This is a genomic window from Streptomyces sp. 1222.5, assembly GCF_900105245.1.
Lineage (GTDB): Bacteria > Actinomycetota > Actinomycetes > Streptomycetales > Streptomycetaceae > Streptomyces > Streptomyces albidocamelliae.
The window spans coordinates 8,638,828-8,662,163 of sequence record NZ_FNSZ01000001.1 but is presented as its reverse complement, the minus strand read 5'-3'; the positions used below and the strand labels follow the sequence as shown (position 1 = coordinate 8,662,163).

At 71.1% G+C, this 23,336-nt stretch carries 19 protein-coding genes and 4 pseudogenes; 13 read left to right on the top strand and 10 right to left on the bottom strand.

The annotated features are described in order from the left end of the window. Nucleotides 1-38 precede the first annotated feature (38 nt). A complete protein-coding gene (locus tag BLW57_RS39510) occupies nucleotides 39-221 on the bottom strand; it encodes a hypothetical protein (RefSeq protein WP_093480418.1) in 183 nt (60 codons plus the stop codon). A 1,506-nt stretch (nucleotides 222-1,727) separates the two neighbouring features. Between BLW57_RS39510 and BLW57_RS43250 the strand changes: the two are divergent. Beyond that, nucleotides 1,728-2,377 (top strand): annotated as a pseudogene (locus BLW57_RS43250) (class I SAM-dependent methyltransferase). A 265-nt stretch (nucleotides 2,378-2,642) separates the two neighbouring features. Then, complete coding sequence (gene cpt, locus BLW57_RS39500) at nucleotides 2,643-3,176, top strand: chloramphenicol phosphotransferase CPT (RefSeq protein ID WP_143051556.1); 534 nt, start codon at nucleotides 2,643-2,645, stop codon at nucleotides 3,174-3,176. 1,109 nt (nucleotides 3,177-4,285) lie between these two features. Here cpt and BLW57_RS39490 read toward each other — a convergent pair. Continuing rightward, nucleotides 4,286-4,658: pseudogene (locus BLW57_RS39490) on the bottom strand (VOC family protein). A gap of 841 nt (nucleotides 4,659-5,499) precedes the next feature. On the opposite strand from BLW57_RS39490, the gene BLW57_RS41050 reads away from it, so the two are divergent. The 3 genes from BLW57_RS41050 to BLW57_RS43240 all read left to right on the top strand — a co-directional run bounded on the left by BLW57_RS41050 (nucleotide 5,500) and on the right by BLW57_RS43240 (nucleotide 8,213). Further along, nucleotides 5,500-6,210, top strand: a complete 711-nt coding sequence (locus BLW57_RS41050; protein ID WP_093694806.1) for a hypothetical protein — start codon at nucleotides 5,500-5,502, stop codon at nucleotides 6,208-6,210. Between the two features lie 1,180 nt (nucleotides 6,211-7,390). Beyond that, nucleotides 7,391-7,777 (top strand): hypothetical protein, encoded by a 387-nt coding sequence (locus BLW57_RS43245; protein ID WP_371127764.1) that lies wholly within the window; start codon nucleotides 7,391-7,393, stop codon nucleotides 7,775-7,777. 154 nt (nucleotides 7,778-7,931) lie between these two features. Further along, complete coding sequence (locus tag BLW57_RS43240) at nucleotides 7,932-8,213, top strand: aminoglycoside phosphotransferase family protein (RefSeq protein ID WP_371127765.1); 282 nt, start codon at nucleotides 7,932-7,934, stop codon at nucleotides 8,211-8,213. Between the two features lie 411 nt (nucleotides 8,214-8,624). Here the strand turns inward: BLW57_RS43240 and BLW57_RS39470 are convergent. After that, nucleotides 8,625-8,843: pseudogene (locus BLW57_RS39470) on the bottom strand (helix-turn-helix domain-containing protein); the annotation flags it as partial. Further along, nucleotides 8,843-9,334 carry a DUF2975 domain-containing protein gene (locus BLW57_RS39465; RefSeq protein ID WP_093471427.1) on the bottom strand — a complete coding sequence of 164 codons (492 nt, stop codon included), beginning with the start codon at nucleotides 9,332-9,334 and terminating at the stop codon, nucleotides 8,843-8,845. The pseudogene BLW57_RS39470 and the gene BLW57_RS39465, both read right to left, overlap by 1 nt. A gap of 1,871 nt (nucleotides 9,335-11,205) precedes the next feature. Between BLW57_RS39465 and BLW57_RS39460 the strand changes: the two genes are divergently transcribed. Further along, nucleotides 11,206-11,724: a hypothetical protein gene (locus tag BLW57_RS39460; protein ID WP_143051557.1), complete on the top strand. Its 519-nt coding sequence runs from the start codon at nucleotides 11,206-11,208 to the stop codon at nucleotides 11,722-11,724. Between the two features lie 445 nt (nucleotides 11,725-12,169). Here BLW57_RS39460 and BLW57_RS39455 read toward each other — a convergent pair whose 3' ends face one another. Further along, nucleotides 12,170-13,090: a DMT family transporter gene (locus tag BLW57_RS39455; protein WP_256339774.1), complete on the bottom strand. Its 921-nt coding sequence runs from the start codon at nucleotides 13,088-13,090 to the stop codon at nucleotides 12,170-12,172. A gap of 95 nt (nucleotides 13,091-13,185) precedes the next feature. Here BLW57_RS39455 and BLW57_RS39450 point away from each other — a divergent pair, with 95 nt between their 5' ends. Beyond that, nucleotides 13,186-14,211, top strand: a complete 1,026-nt coding sequence (locus BLW57_RS39450; protein ID WP_176985891.1) for a LysR family transcriptional regulator — start codon at nucleotides 13,186-13,188, stop codon at nucleotides 14,209-14,211. Here BLW57_RS39450 and BLW57_RS42815 read toward each other — a convergent pair. Further along, a pseudogene (locus BLW57_RS42815) lies at nucleotides 14,195-14,449 on the bottom strand (IS5/IS1182 family transposase); the annotation flags it as partial. The gene BLW57_RS39450 and the pseudogene BLW57_RS42815 overlap by 17 nt on opposite strands. A gap of 120 nt (nucleotides 14,450-14,569) precedes the next feature. On the opposite strand from BLW57_RS42815, the gene BLW57_RS39445 reads away from it, so the two are divergent. Further along, a complete protein-coding gene (locus BLW57_RS39445; RefSeq protein ID WP_093480415.1) occupies nucleotides 14,570-15,331 on the top strand; it encodes a maleylpyruvate isomerase family mycothiol-dependent enzyme in 762 nt (253 codons plus the stop codon). A 4-nt stretch (nucleotides 15,332-15,335) separates the two neighbouring features. Here BLW57_RS39445 and BLW57_RS42810 read toward each other — a convergent pair whose 3' ends face one another. Continuing rightward, on the bottom strand, nucleotides 15,336-15,461 hold the full coding sequence (locus BLW57_RS42810) for a hypothetical protein (protein ID WP_256339773.1): 126 nt from the start codon (nucleotides 15,459-15,461) through the stop codon (nucleotides 15,336-15,338). Between the two features lie 902 nt (nucleotides 15,462-16,363). On the opposite strand from BLW57_RS42810, the gene BLW57_RS39435 reads away from it, so the two are divergent. Continuing rightward, nucleotides 16,364-16,732, top strand: a complete 369-nt coding sequence (locus BLW57_RS39435; protein WP_256339878.1) for a hypothetical protein — start codon at nucleotides 16,364-16,366, stop codon at nucleotides 16,730-16,732. 222 nt (nucleotides 16,733-16,954) lie between these two features. Here BLW57_RS39435 and BLW57_RS41725 read toward each other — a convergent pair whose 3' ends face one another. From BLW57_RS41725 to BLW57_RS39420, 3 genes are all read right to left on the bottom strand, one after another. Next, nucleotides 16,955-18,139: a hypothetical protein gene (locus BLW57_RS41725; protein ID WP_176985890.1), complete on the bottom strand. Its 1,185-nt coding sequence runs from the start codon at nucleotides 18,137-18,139 to the stop codon at nucleotides 16,955-16,957. Between the two features lie 224 nt (nucleotides 18,140-18,363). Then, entirely contained in the window at nucleotides 18,364-18,741 is a 378-nt protein-coding gene (locus BLW57_RS39425; protein ID WP_093480411.1) for a hypothetical protein, read from the bottom strand. Between the two features lie 466 nt (nucleotides 18,742-19,207). Further along, a complete protein-coding gene (locus tag BLW57_RS39420) occupies nucleotides 19,208-20,059 on the bottom strand; it encodes a LysR family transcriptional regulator (RefSeq protein ID WP_256339772.1) in 852 nt (283 codons plus the stop codon). Between the two features lie 81 nt (nucleotides 20,060-20,140). Here BLW57_RS39420 and BLW57_RS39415 point away from each other — a divergent pair, with 81 nt between their 5' ends. From BLW57_RS39415 to BLW57_RS39400, 4 genes are all read left to right on the top strand, one after another. Beyond that, nucleotides 20,141-20,635 (top strand): cupin domain-containing protein, encoded by a 495-nt coding sequence (locus BLW57_RS39415; protein WP_176985889.1) that lies wholly within the window; start codon nucleotides 20,141-20,143, stop codon nucleotides 20,633-20,635. Between the two features lie 121 nt (nucleotides 20,636-20,756). Further along, nucleotides 20,757-21,116, top strand: coding sequence for a DoxX family protein (locus BLW57_RS39410; protein WP_093480408.1), 360 nt, complete (start codon nucleotides 20,757-20,759; stop codon nucleotides 21,114-21,116). 251 nt (nucleotides 21,117-21,367) lie between these two features. Next, on the top strand, nucleotides 21,368-22,141 hold the full coding sequence (locus BLW57_RS39405; RefSeq protein WP_176985888.1) for a TIGR03084 family metal-binding protein: 774 nt from the start codon (nucleotides 21,368-21,370) through the stop codon (nucleotides 22,139-22,141). A gap of 586 nt (nucleotides 22,142-22,727) precedes the next feature. Then, nucleotides 22,728-23,327, top strand: a complete 600-nt coding sequence (locus BLW57_RS39400) for an isochorismatase family protein (protein WP_093480406.1) — start codon at nucleotides 22,728-22,730, stop codon at nucleotides 23,325-23,327. The last annotated feature ends 9 nt before the right edge of the window (nucleotides 23,328-23,336 follow it).

The following is a 23,336-nucleotide window of genomic DNA, read 5'->3' as shown; positions in this document are numbered from 1 at the left end:
GGGGGAAGGCCGCCGCCTCACCGGGGGTGGCGGCCGGTTCAGCCGGCGCAGTCGTCCGCCGCCACCGGCTGGGGCTTCGACAGCGACACCTGGTCCTTGACCGTCTGGTCGTCGGGGTCCTTCACCGGGGACGTCGCCGTGAAGTCGGTGAGGGCCCAGTAGTGGTGGCCGTGCCCCTGCAGCGGGCCGGTGCCGGTGTGCTCGTAGTCGATCCACAGCACCCCGCTGACCTGCTGCCGCTGGTAGCGGTGCTGCAGGTGCGCCTTGTGGCCCTTGGGGCACGAACGCGCTGAAACTCTGCGTCGTCCCCCGCGACGAGCCCCACGTGTACTGGAAGTCCGTGCGCAGGGACGCCTTGACGAGCTCGCTGAGCCCGATCTCGACGCTCGCGCCGACCGTCACGCTGTTGGAGGTGGTGTACTCGCTGTGGTCGCTGTAGGTGATGTTGTTCTGCTCGTTGCCGCCCCGGCAGTTGGCGTAGTCGGCCGTCAGCGGCTCCCAGGGGCCGAACCCCTTCGTCTCCGGCTCGCCGTAGGGGTAGAAGCCGCACGCCACGCCGGGCGCGTCGGCCTGCCGGTCCACCGCGCAGTCCTCGACTATCTGCCGGGCGGTGATCTGGCTGTCCGTCGGCGTGTCCGGGTAGGAATCGGCGGGGCCGCCGAAGACGGTGCCGTCGGCCAGGCAGACGTACCTGGCCCGGCAGGAGGTGGGCGTCTCGGCGAACGCGGTCCCGGCGCCCACGGCACCGAGACTCACGGTGGCTGCGGTCAGCGCGTACAGGCGGGCTTTGCGACGGGTCATCGGCAGGTCTCTTCCTGGTGCGAAGTCCCTGCGTGAGCCGGACCACGCCCCCGCACCATCCCACCCGGTTCACGCCCCGCTCGGGGGGCTGCGGGCGGGGTCATGGGCCGTTCTGCTCCCCCAAAGGTCCAGGGCGGGCAGCCGCGGCCGCGCGCAGCGGGGGTGGGGGCTTGTGGCCGAAATACCGCTACGGGACAGGCCGGTCCGCCCCTCACGCCGGCATGGCGGCCCGTCGTGGTCGGTGCCGGGCCGGGCCGGGCCGGGGCGCGGGCCGGAAGGCGACAGCGAAGGCCGGGCCGGCATGCCGCGGGCGCGGGCAGCCGCCCCGGACAGGGGGTGGGGGTGGGGGTGGGGTGTCGGGCTCAGCGAGGAGGGTGGTGGGGGGTGGACGGCACGGCAACGCCGTGGGGGCGCCGCCGTGTTGGAGTGCGAGCCTAGAAAAACCGCCCCGGCAGGCACAAGCGTTCCCCCGACAACGTCCGGAAGGACCGGCCGGCGTTCGGTGAACCGGCCGGTAACGCTTACCGTTTGCTGATTTTGGCCCCCCTCCCGCGCCTCCGGTGCGGCCGGCGTGCCGCGCCCCGGTGGCCGCGCGGGGCGTGAGGGAGCACGGGCGGCATGCCGCGGCAGCCATCAGGTGGCGGCGTGCGGGGCAGCGGACCGCCGCCTGCCTGGACCGGGCACCGCACCGCACCCGGCACGGGCGGGGCGCGGCCGGGTCCGTGGCCCGGCCACCCGGCGGCGCCCCGCGCAGCGGGGAGGGTGCCGCCCGTCGGGCCGGGCCCCACCAGGGCCGGCACGCCCCTGTCCGAGGACAGGCGGGGGCGATATCCGGCCATGCGTGCGCGCTGCCGGCCTGTGATCGACGGCTTGGCGTCGACCGCTTCACCCGCCCCAAGTCCGCTGCCCGGGACTATGGTTGAGCGATGCGCGCGCATCCTGTCGGCCGGCCGGCCGATCTCGACGTGGTGCGGGAGTCCTATGACCGCGTGGCCGACAACTACGCCCGTATGGTGATGACGACGGGAGTCGGTGACAAGGCGTCGATCGACGCCTTCGCCGACACCGTGGACGGGCTCGGGCCTGTCCTCGACGTCGGCTGCGGCCCCGGAACGGTGACCGCCTACCTCGCCGGCCGCGGACTATCGAGGTGTCCGGGGTGGATCTGTCCGCCCGCATGATCGACCATGCGCGCCGTCTTCATCCGCACTGCCGTTTCCGTGTCGCCTCCGCCACCGACCTCGACCTCGGTGAAGCGTCTGTCGGGGGCGTGCTCGGGTGGTGGTCGTTATTCAACCTCCCCCGTGACGTGCTTCCTCAGGTTCTCGCCGTGTTCGCGCGCGCGTTGAAGCCGGGCGGGCACTTCATCACCGCCACCCACGTCGGTGACGAGGACGCGGTGCGGACCGAGGACTACGGGGGCGTGCCCGTTCGCTGGACGAGCTACCCATGGCGGCCGGAACAACTCATCGCCCTGATCGAGCAGGCGGGCCTGCGCACGGTCGCCGAACTCCGGCTGCCCGCCGAGGAGTACAGCGGGCCGGGTGTGGTCGTCATGGCCAGGCGCCCCGGCTGACGCTCCGCCCGCGCAGACGGCACCAGGTCCGGGCCGGGGCCCGCCGCCTCCCCCCGGGGGGCCTGGGCAGGCAGCCGAGCCTCCTTCGCGACCGCGGAAGGAAAAGCCGCGCGCGCCGCCCGGCGCTGCGGCCGGGAAGGTCCGCCGGGTCGCGGGAGGCGGTACGGGGAGCGCGGAATTGCGTTTCCCCGGGAGGCGGTACGGGGGTGCGCGGGCACGGAAAAATGTGTTTCGGCTGTTGCCCCGGCGTCTTTACGGTGGCGCGGTGACGACTCAGGTGATCGTGGTCAACGGTGGTTCCAGCTCGGGGAAGTCCGCCGTCGTGCGGTGTCTGCAGGCCGTCCTGCCGGGTCCGTGGCTGGCCTTGGGGACGGACACGCTCATCGAGGCGATGCCGGCGTCCCTGCGGGCGTCGCAGGGCGGGATCGAGTTCGCCGCGGACGGAAGTGTGAGCGTCGGGGCCACGTTCCGGGCGCTGGAAGCGGCGTGGATCGAGGGGGTCGCAGCGATGGCCCGGGCCGGTGCCCGCGTCCTCGTCGATGAGGTGTTCCTGGGCGGGTCGGCCTCGCAGCAGCGCTGGCGCCATGCCCTGGGTGGCCTGGGGGTGCTGTGGGTCGGCGTCAGGTGTGACGCGGCCGTCGCCGCGGGCCGTGAGGTCGCACGGGGTGATCGGACCATCGGGATGGCCGCGTTGCAGGCCGACGTGGTGCACCGCGGTGTGACCTACGACCTGGAGGTCGACACCACCGGCGCGGAAGCGATGGCGTGCGCACGGACCATCGCCGCCCAGGTCACATGAGCGGACGCCCCCCGGCGTTCTGCCGCCCGGCCGGGGGCACCGGGACACCTCGGGCAGCGGTCGTGCGCGGGCGTCCGCCCGGCCGATGCCCCCCTCCTCTCGCCGCGGACGCGGGCGCCTGGCCGGCGTGGTGCGGCACGAACGCACACGACGTCGGCATGCCCCCCCTGGCCGGTCCGGCCGCTGCGCTTGTCCGGCATCCGCTCTCACACCGCGCTTGCTGCGCGCCCCCCACTTCGTGTGCTGCACGATCGATCTCCTCCGGGCGTCCAGACCGGATCCTGGCCGACTGCCGCGGACCGGCGGGTGGCGACGAAACCGGCGCCACCCGCGTCGTGTTCGTTGCCCCGACTGCCGCGGACCGGCCCGTTGACGCGGCAGCCACCGGCGCCGGCTGGGGTCAGCGCATGTCCCACTCGTCCGCCAAAACGCAGTCAGGCACCGTGCACGCCCAGTTGTGGAAGCCGGCGACGAAGAAGGCCTCGACAGCAGGATGTCCCCGGCCCGCTGGGCCCGTACCGGCAGCCCGAGTTCCTCCGCTACGGCCATCGCCCTCCGCACAGACCGCAGGCGGCATGCCACGGTCCCGGGCATCTTCCTGGAGCTGTGCGGTCCCTTCGGTGGGAACTTGTCCGACCAGGCCAAGCTCCTCGATGCAGGCCTGCGGACCGCACCAGGCGTCCACCGCGACAGCGGCCAGTTCCCCAAAGGTGCGGCAGCAGACCGTGAGGGCCTCCTCGTACGGCGGCGCGGTGGGGAAAGGACATCCGGCCCGCCGTACCAGAGCACCGTGCGGCCGGTCATGGATGCAAGGAGTGCGGGTGAAGCCCTGCGCCCCCATCGTCGTGGCCACTTCCTCGATGCTCATGGCGGACCGGAGCGGGCCCACGGTCCTGGACGCCGACACAGTCCCGCCGCGCTGTGCCGGCGTCGTCGATGACGGAGCACATCGGTGCACCCCCCTTACGGTGTGGTGCTCGACCGCGTCGTGCGGCACGCTGATGCGCGGCGGCTGAACAACCGGGCTCCCACCAGCCTGTGAGACCGGCGGATCGGCAGAAGGAGACGACGCCTCGGCATCCGGGTCCGGCGGGCTCCTCAAAGCGGGTTCAGCCCTTGGCCACCAGACAGAAGGGGTGCCCGGCCGGGTCGAGGAGGACCCGCCAGCGATCCTGCTGGGGCTGGTACTGCGGCCTGCTCGCGCCGAGATCGAGCAGCCATGCCTCGGCCTCGTCGAGGTCGTCGACGTCGAAGTCGAGGTGGAACTGCTGAGGAACGGTCTGCTCCGGCCGGCGGGGAGCCCGGTAGTCGTCGACCCGCTGGAAAACCGAGGAAGAGTCCGTCCCCGTCGCGGAGAGCGGCAAAGTGGGCGTCGGACTTCGGATGCGGCTCGAGACCGGTGGCCCGCTGGTAGAACGCCGCGAGCGCCGGCGGGTCGGGGCAGTCGAGTGTGATCGCGGACAGCTTCATCTGCGATGGCATGGCAGCTCCGGACCGGTCGGTGGCTCTCGCGACCTCCCACCCTGGCCGCGCGGAAGGAGTACCGGGGCGAGGGCGTCAGGCGAGGGCTTCAACCGGGCCCGAGGCCGGCAGCGCTGCCGCCAGGGCGGCCGGCACCTGCTCTTCGAGGCGTGGACGGCTGCGTTCCCTTCGCCGGCGATCCGTGCGAAGGACTCGTCTCGCCCTGATCATCGCCCTGCGCAAAAGCAGCCGTGGCCGGTCGCGGCCGCCCAGGGGCCACAACGCCGCGCGCCCCCGGGCCCGGCCGCCGAACGCCGCCGCGCCTCACGGCTTCTTCGCCCTGCTCGCCCTCGACGTCGTCCGCCGGCAACCTCCGCCGCACCCCTCATGACCGTATGACCAGCACACCGGGCCGGCGGGCACGCGGACCGGCACGCGGCCGTGACCACCGGGCGCGGGCCCGGTGGCCGCCTCCCCCGGGCGGCGCCGGCGCACACGCCCCCGGGGGCCCCGCAAGACCCGCAACCGGGCGAGAGGCAACCGAGTTGATCCGACCCCATGCAGGGACGGGCGCCCCGGGACGCTCCGGGCGGACTGCGCGGCCGGACAGGACGGCCGCGTACGGCGGGGGCCATCTCCGGTCGTTCGCACGGTACTTCACAGCCGGCGGGCGGGTGTCGCGCAAGGCGTCGGCGTCTCACGGTGGACCAGGTGCGCGGTCGGTCACCGCTGTTGCTGGGGAGTCGGGCGGGGCGCTGTCCGGGTGACTTCGCCCGTGTCGCGGTGGATGCGCGGTCGGCGGGTGCGACAGGTTGGAGCGGCAGAGAGTCCGATTCTCTACCTACCGCACGAAAGGGCTGCCGTGAAGAAGGTAGGCATCTACGCGACCCTGTCCCTCGCCGCTGCCATGGCGTGGACGGGCACCACCGCGAGCCAGGCGTCCGCGGCACTGCGCACCGACCCCGTACCCCCCGCGAAGATCAACGTGATCTTCAACAACGGCGGCTGGATTGGCGACATCTCCAACACCGGGGACGGCAACAGCAACAACGTCCAGGTCGGCAACCTTCAGGGCGGCACCCAGGGCGGCACCGGCAACACCCAGGGCGGCACCGGCAACACCCAGACCGCGGCGCAGGGCGGCACCCACAACATCCAGAACGGCACCCAGGGCGGCACGGGCAACGTGCTGGGCGGTACCCAGGTCGGCGGGAAGAAAAACACCCAGGGCGGCGTCCAGGGCGGCACCCACAACGTCCAGGGCGGCACCCAGACCGGCCGGACCAACACCCAGGGCGGCGCGCAGGGCGGCACCAACAACGTCCAGGGCGGCACCGTCAGCGGCACCCGCAACACCCTCGGCGGCTCCCAGGGCGGCACCGGCAACACCCAGGGCGCCACCCAGGGCGCCGGGAACAACAACACCCAGGGCGCCACCCAGGGCGGCACCCACAACCTCCAGGGCGGCGCCACCCAGGGCGCGACGCTGGCCAGCGACGAGGACATCGACAAGGCCACCGACCGGATCATCGCCGACTCCTTCGCGATGGCCTCCCACCTCGCCACCCCCTGACCCCCCTGCCCTCCCTGACCCCCCTGCCCCCTGACGCCCCCGGCGCGGGCCCCGCTGCCGCCGCATCACGTGACGGCAGCACCGCCCCCCCCGGCAGCCGCAGCCGCGATCCGCAGCCGCGGATCCGGGGCCCTCACCGGACGGCACCCGAGACGACCCGGCATCTCCACCAGCCCCCCACGGGGGGCGTGGGCGGCGCCGGGGCGGGGGCGTGTCCGGCGGGCCCGGGGGCGCCGGGTGCGGATCGCGGCCGTCGTCGTAGGTCATGAACCAGTGGGTGCCGACGTGGTGGGCCGGCGTGTCCGGGTGGTGCGCATCGAGGAGGATGCGGCAGACGAACTGCGCGGCCGGGCAGGCCAAGGCGGTGTCCATGGGTGTCGAAGGAGCGGACCGCCACGGGCCAGCCGTCAAGGTCCTCGCCCTGCATCCGCCAGCAGTACAGATCCTTTGTGTTCCGTGACCGCCCAGATCAGCAGCCCGTCTTCCCGACGGTCCGTCCACGGCTCCTGGTTCAGGTCCAGGCAATCCGTCGAAGCCACCCACGCCGAACGTCCCGGCCATGCGCCGGCAGTCACCCGGCAGTTGGGTACCCGCCCGCGGCTGAACCGGGCCCCAGCCACCTCCGGCCGCCGGGCACGGCCGCGACCAGCCGGTGATCTCCCTCAGCCGCTGCACCCAGCCGGCCCCGGCCCCGCCCTCGTTCTCGTTCTCCTTAAGGGCGGCCGCCGGCATCTCCGGCACCTGCCGGTGCGCGGCCACCAGCACCGGCCGTAGAACCCCAGCAGCATCGTGTGCCGTCCCCGTGGCGACCCGCCCGGTCCCCGCACGCCCACACCCCCCTCTTCACCACCCGCCCCGGCAGAGGGATCCAGGACAGCCGCCCGCACCGGCACACTCCCCCGGCCGTCGGATCGGTGAAACCGTCCAGGACAAGGGTGCGCGCAACACCGAACCGGCCGGCGAGCAGCCCGGTCAGCGCCTGCGGCTCAAGGCCGGCGGGCAGAGACAGATGACCGCCCCCGGAGCCGGAGCCGGAGCCGGGCCGGCAGATCATCCACACTCGCGTGCGTGAGCTCCATGACGCCCCCGTGAAACCCACCGGCACTGGCCACGCAGGGCGCCCGCACACCTGGGCATCCAGGGCTGCGCCGGACACAGCCTTCGGCCCTGGGGTGCCGGGATGATCCCGATTCATAAGGAGTTCGCACAGAGCACCGTCGCCCGCGAGCAGCAGGCCGGGGCCGCGTGGCTCGCCGAACTGCCCGGAATCGTGCAGGAACTACTGGCGCGCCGGGAATGCGTGCCGCGGGGCGGGGTCATGCACGGGGGCGTGGGGGTCATCGTCCCGGTACGGCGGCGCTTGGAGGACAGCGCCGCGCTGACGGTGTCGTTCCCGCAACCCGGCAACGTCCACGAGCCCGACGCGTTCGTCGCATGGGGCGGGTGCGGTGCCGTCCTGCTGCACGAGCGCGACGACGAACGGTTCGCGATGCTGCTGGAGCGGGTCCAGTCCTCGACGGCCGGGTCCAGTCCTCGACGGCCGGCGTTCAGGACGGCGACGAGGTGATGAGGGCCGCCGGACGGCTCAACCGCCGCCTGGCCGTCCCCGCACCGCACAGCCTGCCCCGGCCCCTGCTGCGTGAGCAGGGTCGATGCCTGGCAGGAGCACCTGGGCAAGAACGCCGCACAGCTGCCGCACGCACTGCCGCAGCAGCTGCTCGATGCCGCCGCGGGGGACCGCCCGGGAGCCGGGCCGGGCCCAGCCGGACACCCTCGTGCATGGCGACCTCCATGCCCGCAACAACCTGCGCGCCGGCCGGGAGCCATGGCCGGCCGTCAACCCCCAGGGGCATACGGGAGATCCCGCCTACGACGGCGCCACCCTGGTGAAGTCCCGTGCGCTGACACCCCTTCAAGCCGATGACCTGGGCAAGGCCGCCCACCGCATCGTGGACGTCCTCGCCGAGGCCGCGGAACTCGACCGTGAACGCGTCCGGCGGTGAGCCCGGTTGCCTGCCGCCCCAGGCCGCGTTCCGGGGCCGCCGTCACAGGTCCCGTGGGGCCCGCAGCGGACCACAGCTGGACCGGCTCACCGCATGCGCCGACCGCCCGGCCCCGTTGCTCACCCCACACCCCTCATGCGTGACCGTGCCGGCCCGGCCGCAACCGGTGCACGCACCGGTATACGGCCACCGTCGCCGGATACCGCCCCCGCACACGCACCAGGCACGCCGACGGCGGGCACGACACGGCGAAAACGCGCCCGCAGGCACGCATCATCCCCCCACAGCCCCTGCTGCCTCCTCGGCGCCCGCGGCGCCCTCGGTGCCCACGGCGCCCTCGGTGCCCACGGCGCCCGCGGCGCCCACGGCGCCCACGGCGCCCACGGCGCCCACGGTGCGCTCGGTGCCCGCGGGGTCCGCGGTGTCCTCGGCCTCCCAGCGCAGCAGATCGCCCGGCTGGCACTGCAGCACCTCACACAGCGCGGCGAGCGTGGTGAAACGCACCGCCCTGGCCCGGCCGTTCTTCAGCACCGCCAGATTCGCCGGCGTGATCCCCACACGCTCCGCGAGCTCGCCCACCGACATCTTCCGCCGGGCCAGCATCACATCGATGTCCACGGCGATCGGCATCAGATCACCTCGTCCAACTCCGCCTGCATCCGCGCCGCTTCCCCATCACGGGCAACAGCCTGCACGAGGAGCATCCGCAGCACACGCACGATCAGCGCCACCCCCAGCACAGCCACCCCCACGCCGCCCATGATGACAGTGACCCCCGGATCGTCCCGCTGCCCCGGCGCGTTCACGGCCGTCACCGCGAACCACACCACAGCAGCCGCCACGATCGCACCGGTCAACGCGTCCACATACCGGAACGCGGCGTGAGAGAACACCGTCTCCCGCCGCACCATCCCCACCAGCCGCCCCACACAGACCACAGCAACCTGCACCGCCACCATGCCCACGGCCGTGAACACCCGCAGCCAGGCCAGCGCCGGCGACCCGCCCTCCGGATCACTCCCACTGGCCACCACCCACACCATCGACACCTGCACGAACACCGTGCCCGCGAACACCACCACCAGCACAGCCCGCAACGCCCCCACCATCAGCCTGCCCACAACCCCACCCTCCTCACGAATGACAACCGAAATCTATCGAAACTCGATAGGACGGGCAAGCCGCGGCATCCCCCGCCACCCCCAGGTGCACCACCACAGCCGCCACAGCCGGGAACGATCCCCCACCATGGACGGACCCCAAAGACGGACATCGGGCACCGGGCCCGACAGACACCATTTCGACGCCGTGCCCAAAGCACCAAGTTCGAGCTGCGCACGTCTGCTGATCGCACAGGTCCCGCACCACGGCGGACGCCAGGAGACGGCCCCGCACCACGGGCAGGGACCCCCGGGGACCCTCTCGCCACCGGGCGGACGCGTCACCCCCTCCCCCGGCACATGACGCGCCCGGACAGCCGGATCCCCCCACGGGAGGCGCAGACCACCGGGGCCGCAGACCACCGGGGGCGCAGACCACCGGGGGCGCAGACCACCGGGGGCGCAGACCACCGGGGGCGCAGACCACCGGGGGCGCAGACCGCGGAGAAGGCACGACGGCAGCACCCGCACAGCAGGACAACGCAGGAGAACCATGCCGCCGGCACCAGGCCCCCACGAGCCCGGGCGCGCGGGTCCCTCAACGGCCGGCGAGACGGCAGCACGGCAGCACGGCAAGCAGCCGGGCCGACCAGCCCCCCCCCCGCGCACAGGGAACGTCCGCGGCCTGCCCCCCCCACGGGGCCGACACCAGCGGCAGGACGGGGCCGCAGCGACCGCAGCCCGGGACCGGGGCCAGGGCCGGCCACATGCCGCCTCGCGAGCCGTCACCGCCAGCAAGCACAGCGAGCACCAGGAGTACGCGGGCCGACCCGACGGGCAGGAAGCACCACAGCCTGCCAAGAACACGCAGTGACCCCACCAGGCCGGACGACGCGAACAGCGAAGGCGGCCACAGCACAGCCGCAGGCACCAAAACACACACTCACAGGCCGACGGCACCGGGCATACCGGGAAAGCAGCCACCCCGAACAGCCCGGGACACGTAAGGCACGGGGCGCCACAGCCCGCCGCACACACGGCGACCAGACCAGCAGGACGACACGACCGCAGACGAAGCCGGAGAGTGCAAAAGCACGGGCTCCGCCGGACTGCAGGCTCCGCCGGACTGCAGGCTCCGCCGGACTGCAGGCTCCGCCGGACTGCAGGCTCCGCGGGACTGCAGGCTGTGCGGGACTGCAGGCTGTGCGGGACTGCAGGCTGTGCGGGACTGCAGGCTGTGCGGGACTGCAGGCTGTGCGGGACTGCAGGCTGTGCGGGACTGCGGGCTGTGCGGGACTGCGGGCTGTGCGGGACTGCAGGCTGTGCGGGACTGCGGGCTGTGCGGGACTGCAGGCTGTGCGGGACTGCGGGCTGTGCGGGACTGTGGGCTGTGAAGGCCGGTCAGCGCGGCAAGTGAGGGGCACACGGCAGCCGGGGACGGGCGAGGCGCCGCAGCCCGCCGCAAACGCCAGGCAACCGGACCCGTACGGCGACACGAGGGCGGGACGGCAAAGCGGGAGCCTCAAGCCCACGGACACCGGTGAACACACAGAGCGGCAGGAACGCGCGGGCAGCCCGCGACGGGCCGGGACACCACAGCCTGCCGCAGAACACCACGGCGACCCAACCGCCAGGACGGGCCCGCAGCGACCCCGGCCAGGGCCGGACCAGGGGTGCAGGAGTGCTCCCTCACGGGACATCGAGGCTGCCCAGCGAGGCGGACAGGTCCCGGATGACGGTGCGCTCAAACGGTGAGCCGACAGCCGGCGTCAACCGGCCGGTCCACCGACCAGCGGACGAACACCAGCCACCCCAAAAGCTGAAATGAAGACACGCAGTCGCCGGACAGGAACTGCATCCACCCAAAAACACAGAAAACACGAGGATCTCTCATGCTCAACGCTCGACGTCACATGGCCCGCATCGCCGGCATCTCCTGCATCGCCGCCCTCGCCGCCGGAACGATCGGCGTGGCCAGCGCCGAAGCCGCACCCATGATGCAGCACCACGCGGCCGCACACTCATCCAGCCACCACCAGAACAACAACATGAAGGGCGGAAACACCCAAGGCGGCACCCAGGGCAACGGCCGAGGCAACACCCAGGGCGGTACGCAGGGCGGCGGCAACGGCAACACCCAGGGCGGCACCCAGGGCGGCGGCAACGGCAACACCCAGGGAGGCACCCAGGGCAACGGCCGAGGCAACACCCAGGGCGGTACGCAGGGCGGCGGAAACGGCAACACCCAGGGCGGCACCCAGGGCAACGGAAACGGGAACACGCAGGGAGGCACCCAGGGCGGCGGCAACGGCAACACCCAGGGCGGCACCCAGGGCGGCGGCAACGGCAACACCCAGGGAGGCACCCAGGGCGGCGGTAACGGCAACACCCAGGGCGGCACCCAGGGCTGACCAGCACAACAAACCCACCCAGCCCCGCGGAGACACCCTCCGCGGGGCACCCACCCGCCCCCCCACCCCAGCCCCAGCCCCCACCCACCACCACCGCACCGCCACCGGCCGGCACCGCACCACCCCGCAGACCCAAAAGACCGCACCGGCCCGCGACCACGCCCGGCACCGACCCAAAACCGCCCTCACCACAACCCAGCCGAACAGGCAAACCCCAGCACCCGCCCGCACCCAAAACAGCCAGTGCCCCCCCCTCGGACACCACACGGCCGCCCGACCGGACACCCCCCGGCCCCGGCCCCGGCACACGCCGATCCCCACGGTCACACGGACGGCCGAGAACCACCCCCACAACAACCAAGCAACGACAGACACCAGGCCACCTCACCGTGCCCACACACCGCACACACCGCACACCCCCGGCAGCAGACCCCAACGACAACCCCTACCCCACACACCGGGACACCGAGGCCGGCCCCACACCCCCACCCCCACAAACCCGCACACCCCCCAACGCCTCAACAGACGAGGCCCGCCTGCGCCGGGTCAGCCCCACCCCCACCAACACCACCGCCATACCCGCGAGCACCCGTGCGCCGATGTGCTCGTCCAGGACCACCGCGCCCAGCGCGACCGACACGACCGGAAGCAGATAGCCCACAGTCGCCGCCGCTGTAGGGCCCTCGTCCGCGATCAGCCGGCAATTGAGGTAGAACGTCACGCCCGTGCCAAGAACACCCAACGCGGCGACCGCCAACAGCCCGGTGACATCCGGCCTCAGGGGGCCGGCCACCGGAAGAGCCAGCGCACTCCAGGCCGTGGCGGTGAGCATCTGCGCCGCCGCCATGGCCATGGGCGACTTCCCAGCCGTCAGATACCGGGCCATATAGGCGAACGCCACCGCGTAACTGGCCGCCGCCGCCAACAGATACAGGGCAGGCCAGCTCACCAGACCCGCGTGACGCCAGGGCGCGAAAATCACGACCGTACCCGCGAACCCCAATACGAGACCCACCAGACGTGCAAAAGGCACCGCCCGATCCGTACCCACAGCAATCCCGATGAGGAAGGACCACAAAGGCGTCGTAGCGTTCAGAACACCCGCGATGCCCGACTCGAGGTGCCGCTCCCCCAGAGCGAACAGAGCGAAAGGCAGCGCGTTACAGAACAACGCAGCCACCACCAGACGCCGCCACTGGGCCCCGGACCCAGGCAGGCGCTGACCTGCCCGGCGGGCCAACAACAGCAGGACGGCCGTGCCCAGGACACACCGGGCGATGGTGATCTGAGCGGGAGTCAGGCCGTGGGTCAGGGCCAGCTTGATCCAGAGGAAGCCGGAACCCCAGAAAAGGGCGAGCGCGGCCATACGGAGCGTGGAGGCGAGGGGCATGCAACTACGGTCACCCACCCGACCAATGAGGACAAGTGAAATGTTTTTGATGGTTCGTTAAGCTGGGCTGCATGCTTGATGTGCGACGGATGCAGGTACTGCGGGCGGTCGTCCACAACGGCTCCGTGACGGGCGCGGCCGCGGTGCTGGGATACACGCCGTCCGCCGTCAGCCAGCAGATCGCCACCCTGGAGAAGGAAGCCGGAACCGTACTGCTCGAGCGGGTCGGACGGGGCGTGCGGCCCACGCCGGCCGCCGTCCTGCTCGCCGAGCACGCGGACACCCTCGCACGACAGGTCGCCGAGGCCGAGGCGGCACTCGCCGACCTGCTCGCCGGACGGACCGGGCAGCTCGCAGTGCGCTACTTCGCCACCGCGGGCGCACACCTGGTGGCACCGGCCGTGGCACGCCTGCGCACCGCCCATTCCGGCGTCCGCATCGACCTCAAACTCACCGCCGACCCCGAGGACGCACTGACCGAAGTACGCCAAGGACAGGCCGACCTGGCCCTGCTGGTGACAAGAGCCGGGCGGCCGGACAGCGATCTCCGGCTGCTGCACCTGCTCGACGACCCCTACCTCGCCGTCCTGCCACGCGGACACCGCCTCGCCGGGCGGCGCAGCGTGCGATTGAAGGACCTGGCCGACGAAACGTTCGTAGGAAGCGAATGGCCCGGCCCCTGCCTCGACGCCCAGCTCGACGCATGCGCGGCAGCCGGCTTCCGCCCCCGCTTCGCCGTCCACAGCGAGGACTACGTCACCGCCCAGGGATTCGTCGCCGCGGGCCTCGGCGTAAGCCTCATCCCCCGCCTCGGCCTCGGCAGCCCACACCCCGACGTCGTCGTACGACCGGTACACGACCCCGCGCCCACACGCACCATCGAAGCAGCCACCCGAGAAACTACACCCCCACAACCCGCACTCGACGCCTTCATCGACGCACTCAAGCACGCCGCAACCACCGCACCGGCCGGCATGCGCCCCGCCGACCGTGCGAAAGACGGAGGCCGACAACGGCGACGGAAACGGCCAGGTCCGGCGGTGGTCGGGGCCGTCGGCGACCATCTGCCCGTGTCAGGCCGCCACCGGTCAGGGTGATGGCGAGCGGGGTGCTGCCTGCGTCGGTGATGACGTGGTGCTTCGAGCCGGGCCGGGCACGGTCGACCGGGCTCGGCCCGGTTTTGGGCCGCCCCGACCGGCCTTGGTCGTCCAGTGGCAGCAGGCCGGGACGGCGCGGACGCCGCTGCCTGACCGGCAGCAACGGCTCGATCCGGCCCCGCAGGTCATCCGGCACCCTCCACGGAGGACCGTTCCCCCTCCCCCACGACTCGTTCAACGAGCCGGCCAGGAAGGGGATATGCCTCCGACCAGGCTTTCCATTAGGTGCTCAACTCCCGCACCTGACGGCCTGGAAAATAGGGTGCGGTCGGCTGAGCTGGGGTGATAGGTAAGCGATGTGACAGAGAGTCTTGAGTATTCCGTCCTGCTGCAACTGATCGACGAGCGGTCGGCCGCGTTCCGGAGTGCGGTTGCCGCCGCGCCCAGCCTTGACGCGCCGGTGCCGTCCTGCCCCGAGTGGACGCTGTTCGATCTGGTGCAGCACCTGGGTACGGGCCAGCGCTGGTGGGCCGCGATCGTCACCGCGGGCCCGGCCCAGGCTCCGCCGGCCAAGGATGCCGCGGAGGCGCCGCGCGAGCTCGAGGCGCTGCTGGCCTGGTACGCCGAGTCGAACGAGCTGCTGCTGAGTGCGCTACGCGAGGCTGGCCCGGAGCGCGAGTGCTGGGCGTGGTGGAGCGCCGGCGTGTCGCCGGCGAATGCCTGGGGCGTTGCCCGGCGCCGGGTGCACGAGGTGCTGGTGCACACCTACGACGCCCAGCTCGCCGCAGGCGCCGTGCAGCCGATGCCGGCGGACGTCGCGATCGACGGCGTGGCCGAGTTTCTCGACACCTGCAACTCCACCCCGGCGGCCTGGCCGCACGAGGCTGCCACCATCCATTACCACGCCACCGAGGGCCGCTCCTGGCTCCTCGCGCTGGACGGCACAGGCGCCTGGCCCGCACCCCTCACGGACGACGCCGCGCCCGCCTCCGCTTCCGCCACGGGCACGGCCGAGCAGCTGCTCCTCTTCGTCTGGGGCCGCCTCACGCTGAGCGACCTGAAGATCCAGGGCGACCAGCAGGTGTTCGAGCAGCTGATCGCCTGGGAGCCCGAGGAGTAGCCAGTCAACACCGCCGGCGGACGGCCTCGATGACGTCCGCGTCGGTGAACATCGCGAACAGCTCCGCCTCCGCGCGGCGGACGGCCAGTACGGCCTCGTACAGCTCGGGCCCGAGCGCCTCCCGCAGCACCGCAGACTCAGCCGGGAAGGGGATATGGCTACGACCAGGCTTTCTGTTAGGTGCTCTTAAGGGCCGCACCTTGGTCTTCGTCAGCACTTCGTGGTCCCCGTACGTGGGGTCGCTGTTCGGCGGAAGCGCCGAGACTGCGAACCCCGCTGACCGCCCGCGGCGCCGGGAATGGGTGTCCTGGCCGCTTGCGACGTCGAGGAGGCCGCCCGTCACCTCGTCGATCCGGCAGGCGCCGCTGTTGGCGTCACTACCCGAGTGATCTTTGCCGGTGCGAGCGATTGCCGCCGCCCGCCGCTCCGTCGAGACCTCTGAGGCGACTAAGCCCAGGGTTCGCCCGTGGAAGGGCTCAGGCCCGCCTCCAAGCGACGCTTCTCCTCACGCCAGTTGACAAAAGAGTGCCCCTCCGGAAGGACGACACTGATCGTCTCTTCCTGGAAGTCATCGTCGGTGAGCAATCTGCGTAAGAATCCCACCATCCCGAAAGGGTGGACCTGGAAGGTGGGATTCGTGTGCCGACCGCAGACGAGCACGGGCCATCCGTCGGGATCGTCGGCCGTGGTCAGTCAACAGTAGATGTCTGCGCCGACGCCGTGCGTCGTCGGCAGAACCTTTGCGAGCGCTGCCACCTGAGAGTTGTCGCCCACTGGCGCTCCTTCTCGTGCATCATCGAGGAGCCACAACTTATGTGATCACGCTCCCCGTACGGCACTAGAGGCGTCGGCAGACGCCCCATGCCGTGCTAGCTCCTATCGCGAGTGGCGGTAGCTACACAGCGGCGGCCAACTGATCCACCCGTCAATCCCTTTGTGCGATCGAGCAGATCGCCCCTGGCGTGCAAGCGCACAGGAACCATGCGCCAGGGCAGCGCGCCGAAGGAATGAGGAGCAACCGCCGTGGGAACCATGGTCTCGGTCAGGGGCTGGCTGCAGTGTGACGACGAACAGCTGACCCGGATCAAGGAGATCGTGGAAGCTGACGATCCGGAACGTACCTACAGCGGGGGCTGGGCCTTCGCCGCTCGGCAGTACAACGCCGTCAGGTGGGCCTTCTACGGGGGCGACATACGCGCCGTATCCCTCGACTGGTTCGAGGAGAGGCTGCGTCAGATCGCCCAGATCCCGGCCTCCTACCTGGATGACGAGTACGACGAGAGGCCCCGGGGCCTGTTTCTGGTCAGCCATGACGTCGACGGCATGAGCGAGTGGAGGGTCCACAACGGCGGCCTGGTGATCGGCCTCCCGGATGGGGACTACCACTACCTCGACGCCTAGTTGCATCACGGAGTCGTACCGGAGTATTGGGCCGGCGGGGCACACCCCAGCCCGGGTTGCAGGCCCGCGGCCCTCGTCCCGCCGGCTACCCCTCCAGCCGTGTGCTGAGCATGCTGCGCCGATCCTTTCGATGAGGTTTGATACCCCTGCCCACCTCCCCGTGAGTCAGCGTAGACGCCGGGACGGAGCGGAACGCGCCTTGCTCCCATGAGGCAAGAGCGGTCACCCGCCGCGCTTCAGACGTACGACCACGGGGGCGTCGAAGGGGTTTCCGCTCTGGTTGACCTCGACCTGTCCGGCGCCCAGCCACTCGTCGGTGCCTGGAATCCGGTGGATCTCCGTCAACCACAGCGACTGGTGCGAACCCTTGCCCGCACCGGTCGACAGGGGCAGGCGATGGCGTTTGATCTTGAGGCACCGGCTGTCGTCGGTCAGGTACCAGTTGCCGTTCAGGAACAGGCCCTTGTCGTCCTGGCCCACCGGGGTGCGTAGAGCGCAACCACCGGGAGCCGGCTCCTGATCCACCCACTTCGAGCCGTTCCAGCGCAGCCGGATGGGTTCGTCCACGGGTTCGGGGTCGACCTCGCCGTGGTTGAAGCTGTTGACGCCGTAGGCGCGTACCTCACCGCTGTCGAGGACGAAGACCTGGCCCAGTCCGGCGCTCGGCTCCGGCGGTACAGGGTCCTCGAACCGCACCTGCGGGGTCATGACCGGCTTCCAGGAAGTGCCGTCCCAGTGCATCGAGGCGGGCTGGCCGTACCGTTCGCCGTAGTTCAGCCGGGTGCCCGGCCCGGTGGATCGGCCGCCGACCGCCCAGACGTCGTCCGGCCCGGCCACCGCGAGGTCGGACGCGCGGTACGGCAGCCGGGTCGTCGTCCAGCGGGATCCGTCCCAATGCAACGCGGTCTGCTCGTCGACGAGGGCCCAGATGTTGTCCGGGTCCGCTGCGTCAAGAGGCCCTGGCTTGCCCGGAGGCGGGTTCGGCACCGCGGACCAGCGGGTGCCGTCCCACTGTGCCCAGCGGTTCACACCGGTGCCCACTCGGTCGGTGCGCGGGCGCATCCACAGGACGTCCTCGCCGACCTCGTCGATCACGGGTGAGTAGTCGGTGGGGCCGAGAGCATCGGGAAGCGGCTCGCGTTGCCACCGCTTCCCGTCGTAGTGCAGCAGTTGGGGGTCGACCGCGTTGTCCCTCTCGAAACCGACGGCCCAGATGTCGTCCTCGGCCAGGGCGGCGACATCGGTGAGGTCACCGTCGAAGTCCGCGATGTGCGCGAACTCCCAGGTGAGATCGTCCTGATGGCCCTCCGACGGGAGGCGGGTGCCGGCCATGCCGGTGCTCCGAGGACCGTCCGGCTCGGAGCCCGTGCCGCACCCGGCCGCCGAGAACGCGGTGGCCAGCACCACGACTGCCACCACAGCCCTGCGCCGGCATTCCTCAAAACCACGCACGCCCGCCCCCCTGTCCCTCCCCAACGAGCCGGAAGCCTACCCTCCGTCGACACCCGTGAGAGAGCGGCCAAGACCCCGAACCCCAGCACAACATGCCACCGAGCAGCGCGAGACTCCGGCAGGAAGCCGCACCGACCTCCTCGACGCCCACCACGGCACCGCCCCGCCCGCAGTCACAGTCAGAAGCCGCGCGGAATCTCCTCATGGAGAAACGCGGCGAGGGGCGCCCACCCGCCCTCGGGCGTGAGGGCGAGCTGGGCGAGCTCTGCACCGAACGCTGTAATCACCGCGTCATGCGTGATCTGTCCGACGCCCCCGGGTATTCGCTGCCCACGCAGAACAGCACAGAGCGTGCCGACCAGGTTGGCAACCTGGTCGTACTGCCCGTTCTCCCACAGCCACGCCACTGCCGCGCATACAGCGGCGCCGGGACGGAGTCCGTCCGCTCTGCTCTCGATCTCGGCCGCCTCGTGACGGCCGAGGGCGTACAGGGCCGTGGCCAGGATGTCGGCGGGCACTGCGACATGCGTGTACCGGCCTGCAGGCGTGTAGGACATCCGGTGGCACTCCCTTTGTCGGCGGTCAGATGCATGCTGCTCTCACTGAGATCAGGTGGAGCAGGCTAGCGGGGAGTCGGCCAAGCCGTGGCCAAAAGATGATCTCTGCGTAGTTTCGCTCTTCGAGGCACCGGTCGCAGCGACTGCACGCTGCAAAGGACTTGCCACGGCCCCGACCACAGTCTGCATGCCGGCACCGTTCAGGGCTCCTGGGCACAGGTGGCCTTCACGGCAGTCCCCGACGGAACGTAACTCCTGGGGGCGGCCGACGGGACAGACGGCTATTCCGAAGACCCACCGTTCTGACTCAGGGTCACGCAGCGCCCCATCGGTCACTCAACGCGGCCGCTTCAACGAAGTTGGGCCAGAGCCCGAGAAGAAACAGCAGCTGTTCACCGCATTGGGAGGCGGTTCCGGGAGCCGCCGCATTCGATTCACGAGTTGTGGCAGCGCCGATCGCCCGTACTCAGTGACGGTACGCGGTTGTCGCGCTCTCGATGAAGGATCGGATCAACGGGTTCGTGTCCCCCTCGTTCCACACCGCCACCACTCGGCTCGGCGGCATGTCGATCAGCGGCACCACGGCCAGCTCTGTGGGCAGGTCGTGTCCGAGCGGGGCCAGGCCGACCGTGCCGTTCCACAGCACGGCCTGCAGGCATTCCTGAACGGCGCGCACCACTGGGCCCTCGCGCGGCCTCCCACCGTTCCAGTACGACTGCCAGATGGGGTCGGTGCCCTGCGGGAACTGGAACCAGCGGCGGTCGCTCAACTCGGCCAGCCGCAGCTCGTCGCGGCGCGCCAGCGGATCGTCGGCGCGCAGGACCACGCCGACCGGGTCGGTCCGCAGCACACGCACCGTCAGGGCAGTCTCGTCGAACGGCGCCCTGGTCAGCGCGACGTCGACCAGTCCGGCACGCAGCCCGCACGTCGGATCGGTCAGATCGGTGTCGCGGATGCGGACGTCGATGCCGGGGTGGTCTCGGCGGTAGGCGGCGGCCAGCCTGGCCACTCCCCGGTCGGTGCCGTCACCCAGGATGCCGACGGTGAGGGGCGCGACGCCGGCCGCCGCGCTCACGCGCACACGGACGCGGTCGGCATGGTCGAGGAGGGCCCGCGCCTCGTCGAGCAACACGGAGCCCACCGGAGTGAGCGTGACGCCGGTGGGCGAGCGAGCGAAGAGCAGGGCCCCGACCTCGGCCTCCAACTGCTTGATCGCCCGGCTCAGCGGCGGCTGACTCATATGCAGTCGCGTAGCGGCCCGGCCGAAGTGGAGTTCTTCGGCGACCGTCACGAAGTAGCGCAAGGTCCGTAGCTCCACGCTGCAACGATACCCACGAGGTATCGGCGCTGCGAGACAGGTCCTGGACAGTCCTGGGGACCCGGCGGTGAACTCGTGAGCATGACCGATGAAGCGAAGACCAGCGAGCCGCAGGCCGACCCCGCCGTATCGGTGGTGGGTCCCGGCGACGGCGAGATGATCGTTCTCGGTGCCACGCGCATGCGGGTTCTGGAGGACGGCAGCCACACCGGGCACCGCCTCGCGATCGCCGAGTCCGTCCTCGCCCCGCACACTCAGGGACCGCCGCAGCATCGCCACGGCCGACACGACGAGGGCTTCTACGTCATCTCCGGCACCGTGCGGTTCACCGTCGGGGACGAGGAGTACGACGCCGGCACGGGCACGCTGGTCATGGTTCCGCCCGGTGCCCCGCACACCTTCGCCAACCTGACCGACCAACCCGCCGTCATGCTCAGCACCTTCACCCCTGACCTGTACGTGCAGTACTTCCGGGACCTCCAGGAAGTACTTTCCGGCGGCCGGCCGCTGACGCCGCAGGCCAACATCGCCGCGATGAGCCGCTACGCGACCGAGCCCGCCACCGACCCCGCCTGAAGCCGACGGCACGCCACGGCACGGCCACTCTTCTGCCCACCCACCAGGGCTCGTCTGCTGATCGGCTAGCAGACGCAATCGACACGGGTCCCCGCGAACCGGTGGCCCATGAACGGGAACGATGAACATCGCCTACTGGATCGTCGCCGGGCTGCTCGCCCTCTTCTACCTCTACGCAGGCACGCTGAAGGTGATCCGCAGCCGCGATCAACTCCGACCGATGATGGCCTGGGTCGACCACATACCCCTGCCAGCCGTCAGGGCGCTGGGGACGGTCGAGATACTCGGTGCGACCGGCCTGATCCTGCCGCCGCTGACCGGCATCGCTCCCTTGCTGGCGCCGGCCGCGGCCATCGGCTTCGTGCTTCTGCAGGCCGGCGCGATCACCGTCCATCTGATTGGCGAGGACCGCCGGATCGCACTCAACGCCGGGCTCACCGTTGCCGCGGCCGTGACCATATGGCTGGCCACCCGGCTGTGATCCAGTCCAGTCCTCGACCGGTGGAGCGACTGCAGGGCGGGGCATGGATGGTGAGCGGCGCGCTTGCCCCTCCCCTCCACCGCCGGTCTTCGACGGTTCGCAGGACCGCGGCACTCCCCCGCCCGCCCAACCACCAACCGGAAACTGACAGTGAGCACCACCTGGCTGAAAGCCTGTCGGTCGGCGACATCGGCGTCTGCCGCGCACTTCGTCTCCGCCGGCGGTCAGGAAGGAGCGGCACCATGGCGCCCATGTTGAACTACAACCTCGCCGTCCCCGATGGAGATGACGCTGGTGTCCTGTCCGCGCTGGTGGCTGAGGGCGATGAGCTCGACGCCCTGGTCAGGGCCGTGGACGACTGGTCCGTACCGACACCGGCGCCGGGCTGGACGATCGCCCACCAGATAGCCCACCTCGCGTGGTCGGACGCGAACACACTCAGCGCCTTACGCACCCCGGACGCGTTCGGCGCCGAGCTCAAGCGGGCGGAAGACGAAGGCAGCGGCTACGCAGACAAGGCCGCCGCCGCGGGAGCGGCCAAACCGCGGCCGGTGCTCCTGGACGAGTGGCGGACCGGTCGAGCGGAACTGGCGGCAGCCCTGCGCGAGACGCCATGGGACCACGCATTCCCCTGGTACATGTCGAAGGTGACCCCGGCTCTGATGACGCCCCTTCGTCTGATGGAAACCTGGGCACACGGGCAGGACGTCTTCGATGCTGTGGGCGTGGCGCACCGCCCGACGGATCGACTGCAGCACGTGGCGTCGCTGGGGGTGTTGGGACGGGCGCTGTCCTTCGCCGCCGTCGGTCTGCCTGAGCCGGCGGACCCCTTCCGCGTCGAGCTGACAGCACCTGACGGAGAGACCTGGGTATGGGGCCCCGAGGATGCCGCGCAACGGGTACAGGGCGGCGCCAACGACTTCTGCCTGTGTCTCACCCGGCGTCGCCCCTGGTCCGAGACCGACATGACGGCGACCGGCGAGGATGCTCAGAAGTGGCTGGAGGTGGCGCGCGTCTTCCTCTGAAAGCGTGTCGGAGTGCCTGCCCATCCGGGACGCGTGATGGATGCGATTCACCCTCCGCGCATGGCGACGGCCCCGGCATGATCACGTGGTGTGTACCAGTGCGTCAACTCCGAGGCGGTCAGCGGCCCATGCCCCTCGTCATCAACCGGCCACCCGCCGGGCTCAGACAGGCAGCACCGCCTGACGAAGGAAACCACGAGGGCCCCGGCCACACATGCGGTCCGGGGCCCTAGCCCTGCCTTGGCTCTTGCGGAGATGGGAACCGCCTACTCACTGCCCCCATCCCCACGAGGGCCCGGACCGCACTGCCGGCGCCACGGGTGCCACAGCCACGGCGAGTCGCCGGCCGCGGCGCCGCCTTCACTGGAGCCCACTCGCGCCCAAAAGTCGTTCTGCGCGGGAATCACGATCGGTTGCAGTGAACCACCTGTGATCGCGCGCCCCCTGCGCCCGACGGTGAAGGGCCGGAGCGCCGCCGGGGCGACTTGCACGGTGCTGCGTCGGTTCCAGCGGTGACCGGATCGGTCCGCTCTCGGACCCGATGAGGCCTGTTGCCGCTGCGGCTGTGCCGGTCAGGCTTGGGGGCATGACCCGAGCACTGATCGTCATCGATGTCCAGGAGTCCTTCCGCGCCCGCCCGCTGTGGGAGACCATCTCCAACCCGAAGATCGCCGACCAGGTGAACCGACTGGTCCGGCTCGCTCGCGACGCCGGAGACCTGATCGTGTGGGTGCTGCATTCCGAGCCCGGCAGCGGCGACGTCTTCGACCCTGCCCTGGGCCACGTCCGGCTGATGGAAGAGCTGGAGCGCCGGGACACGGAACCGTTGATCCACAAGACTTCGCACAACGCCTTCACCACCACCAACCTGCAGCAACTTCTGACCGCGCGTGGCATCCGCGAGCTCACTGTCTGCGGGATCCGCACCGAACAGTGTGTGGAGACCACCACCCGCGTGGCGAGTGATCTCGGACACCAGGTCACCTTCGTCATCGATGCCACCGCGACCAATCCCCTTGCGCACCCCGATGCTGCCGCCGATCAGAGCGTCACCGAACTACTGTCGGACCCCCGCACCCTCAGCGCCGAGGAGATCATCAGGCGCACCGAGTACGCCCTTGCCGGTCGCTTTGCCACCATCGCCACCGTCGGGCAGCTGGAGGCGGCGAGCGAGCTTCGGGCATGATGACCGGAT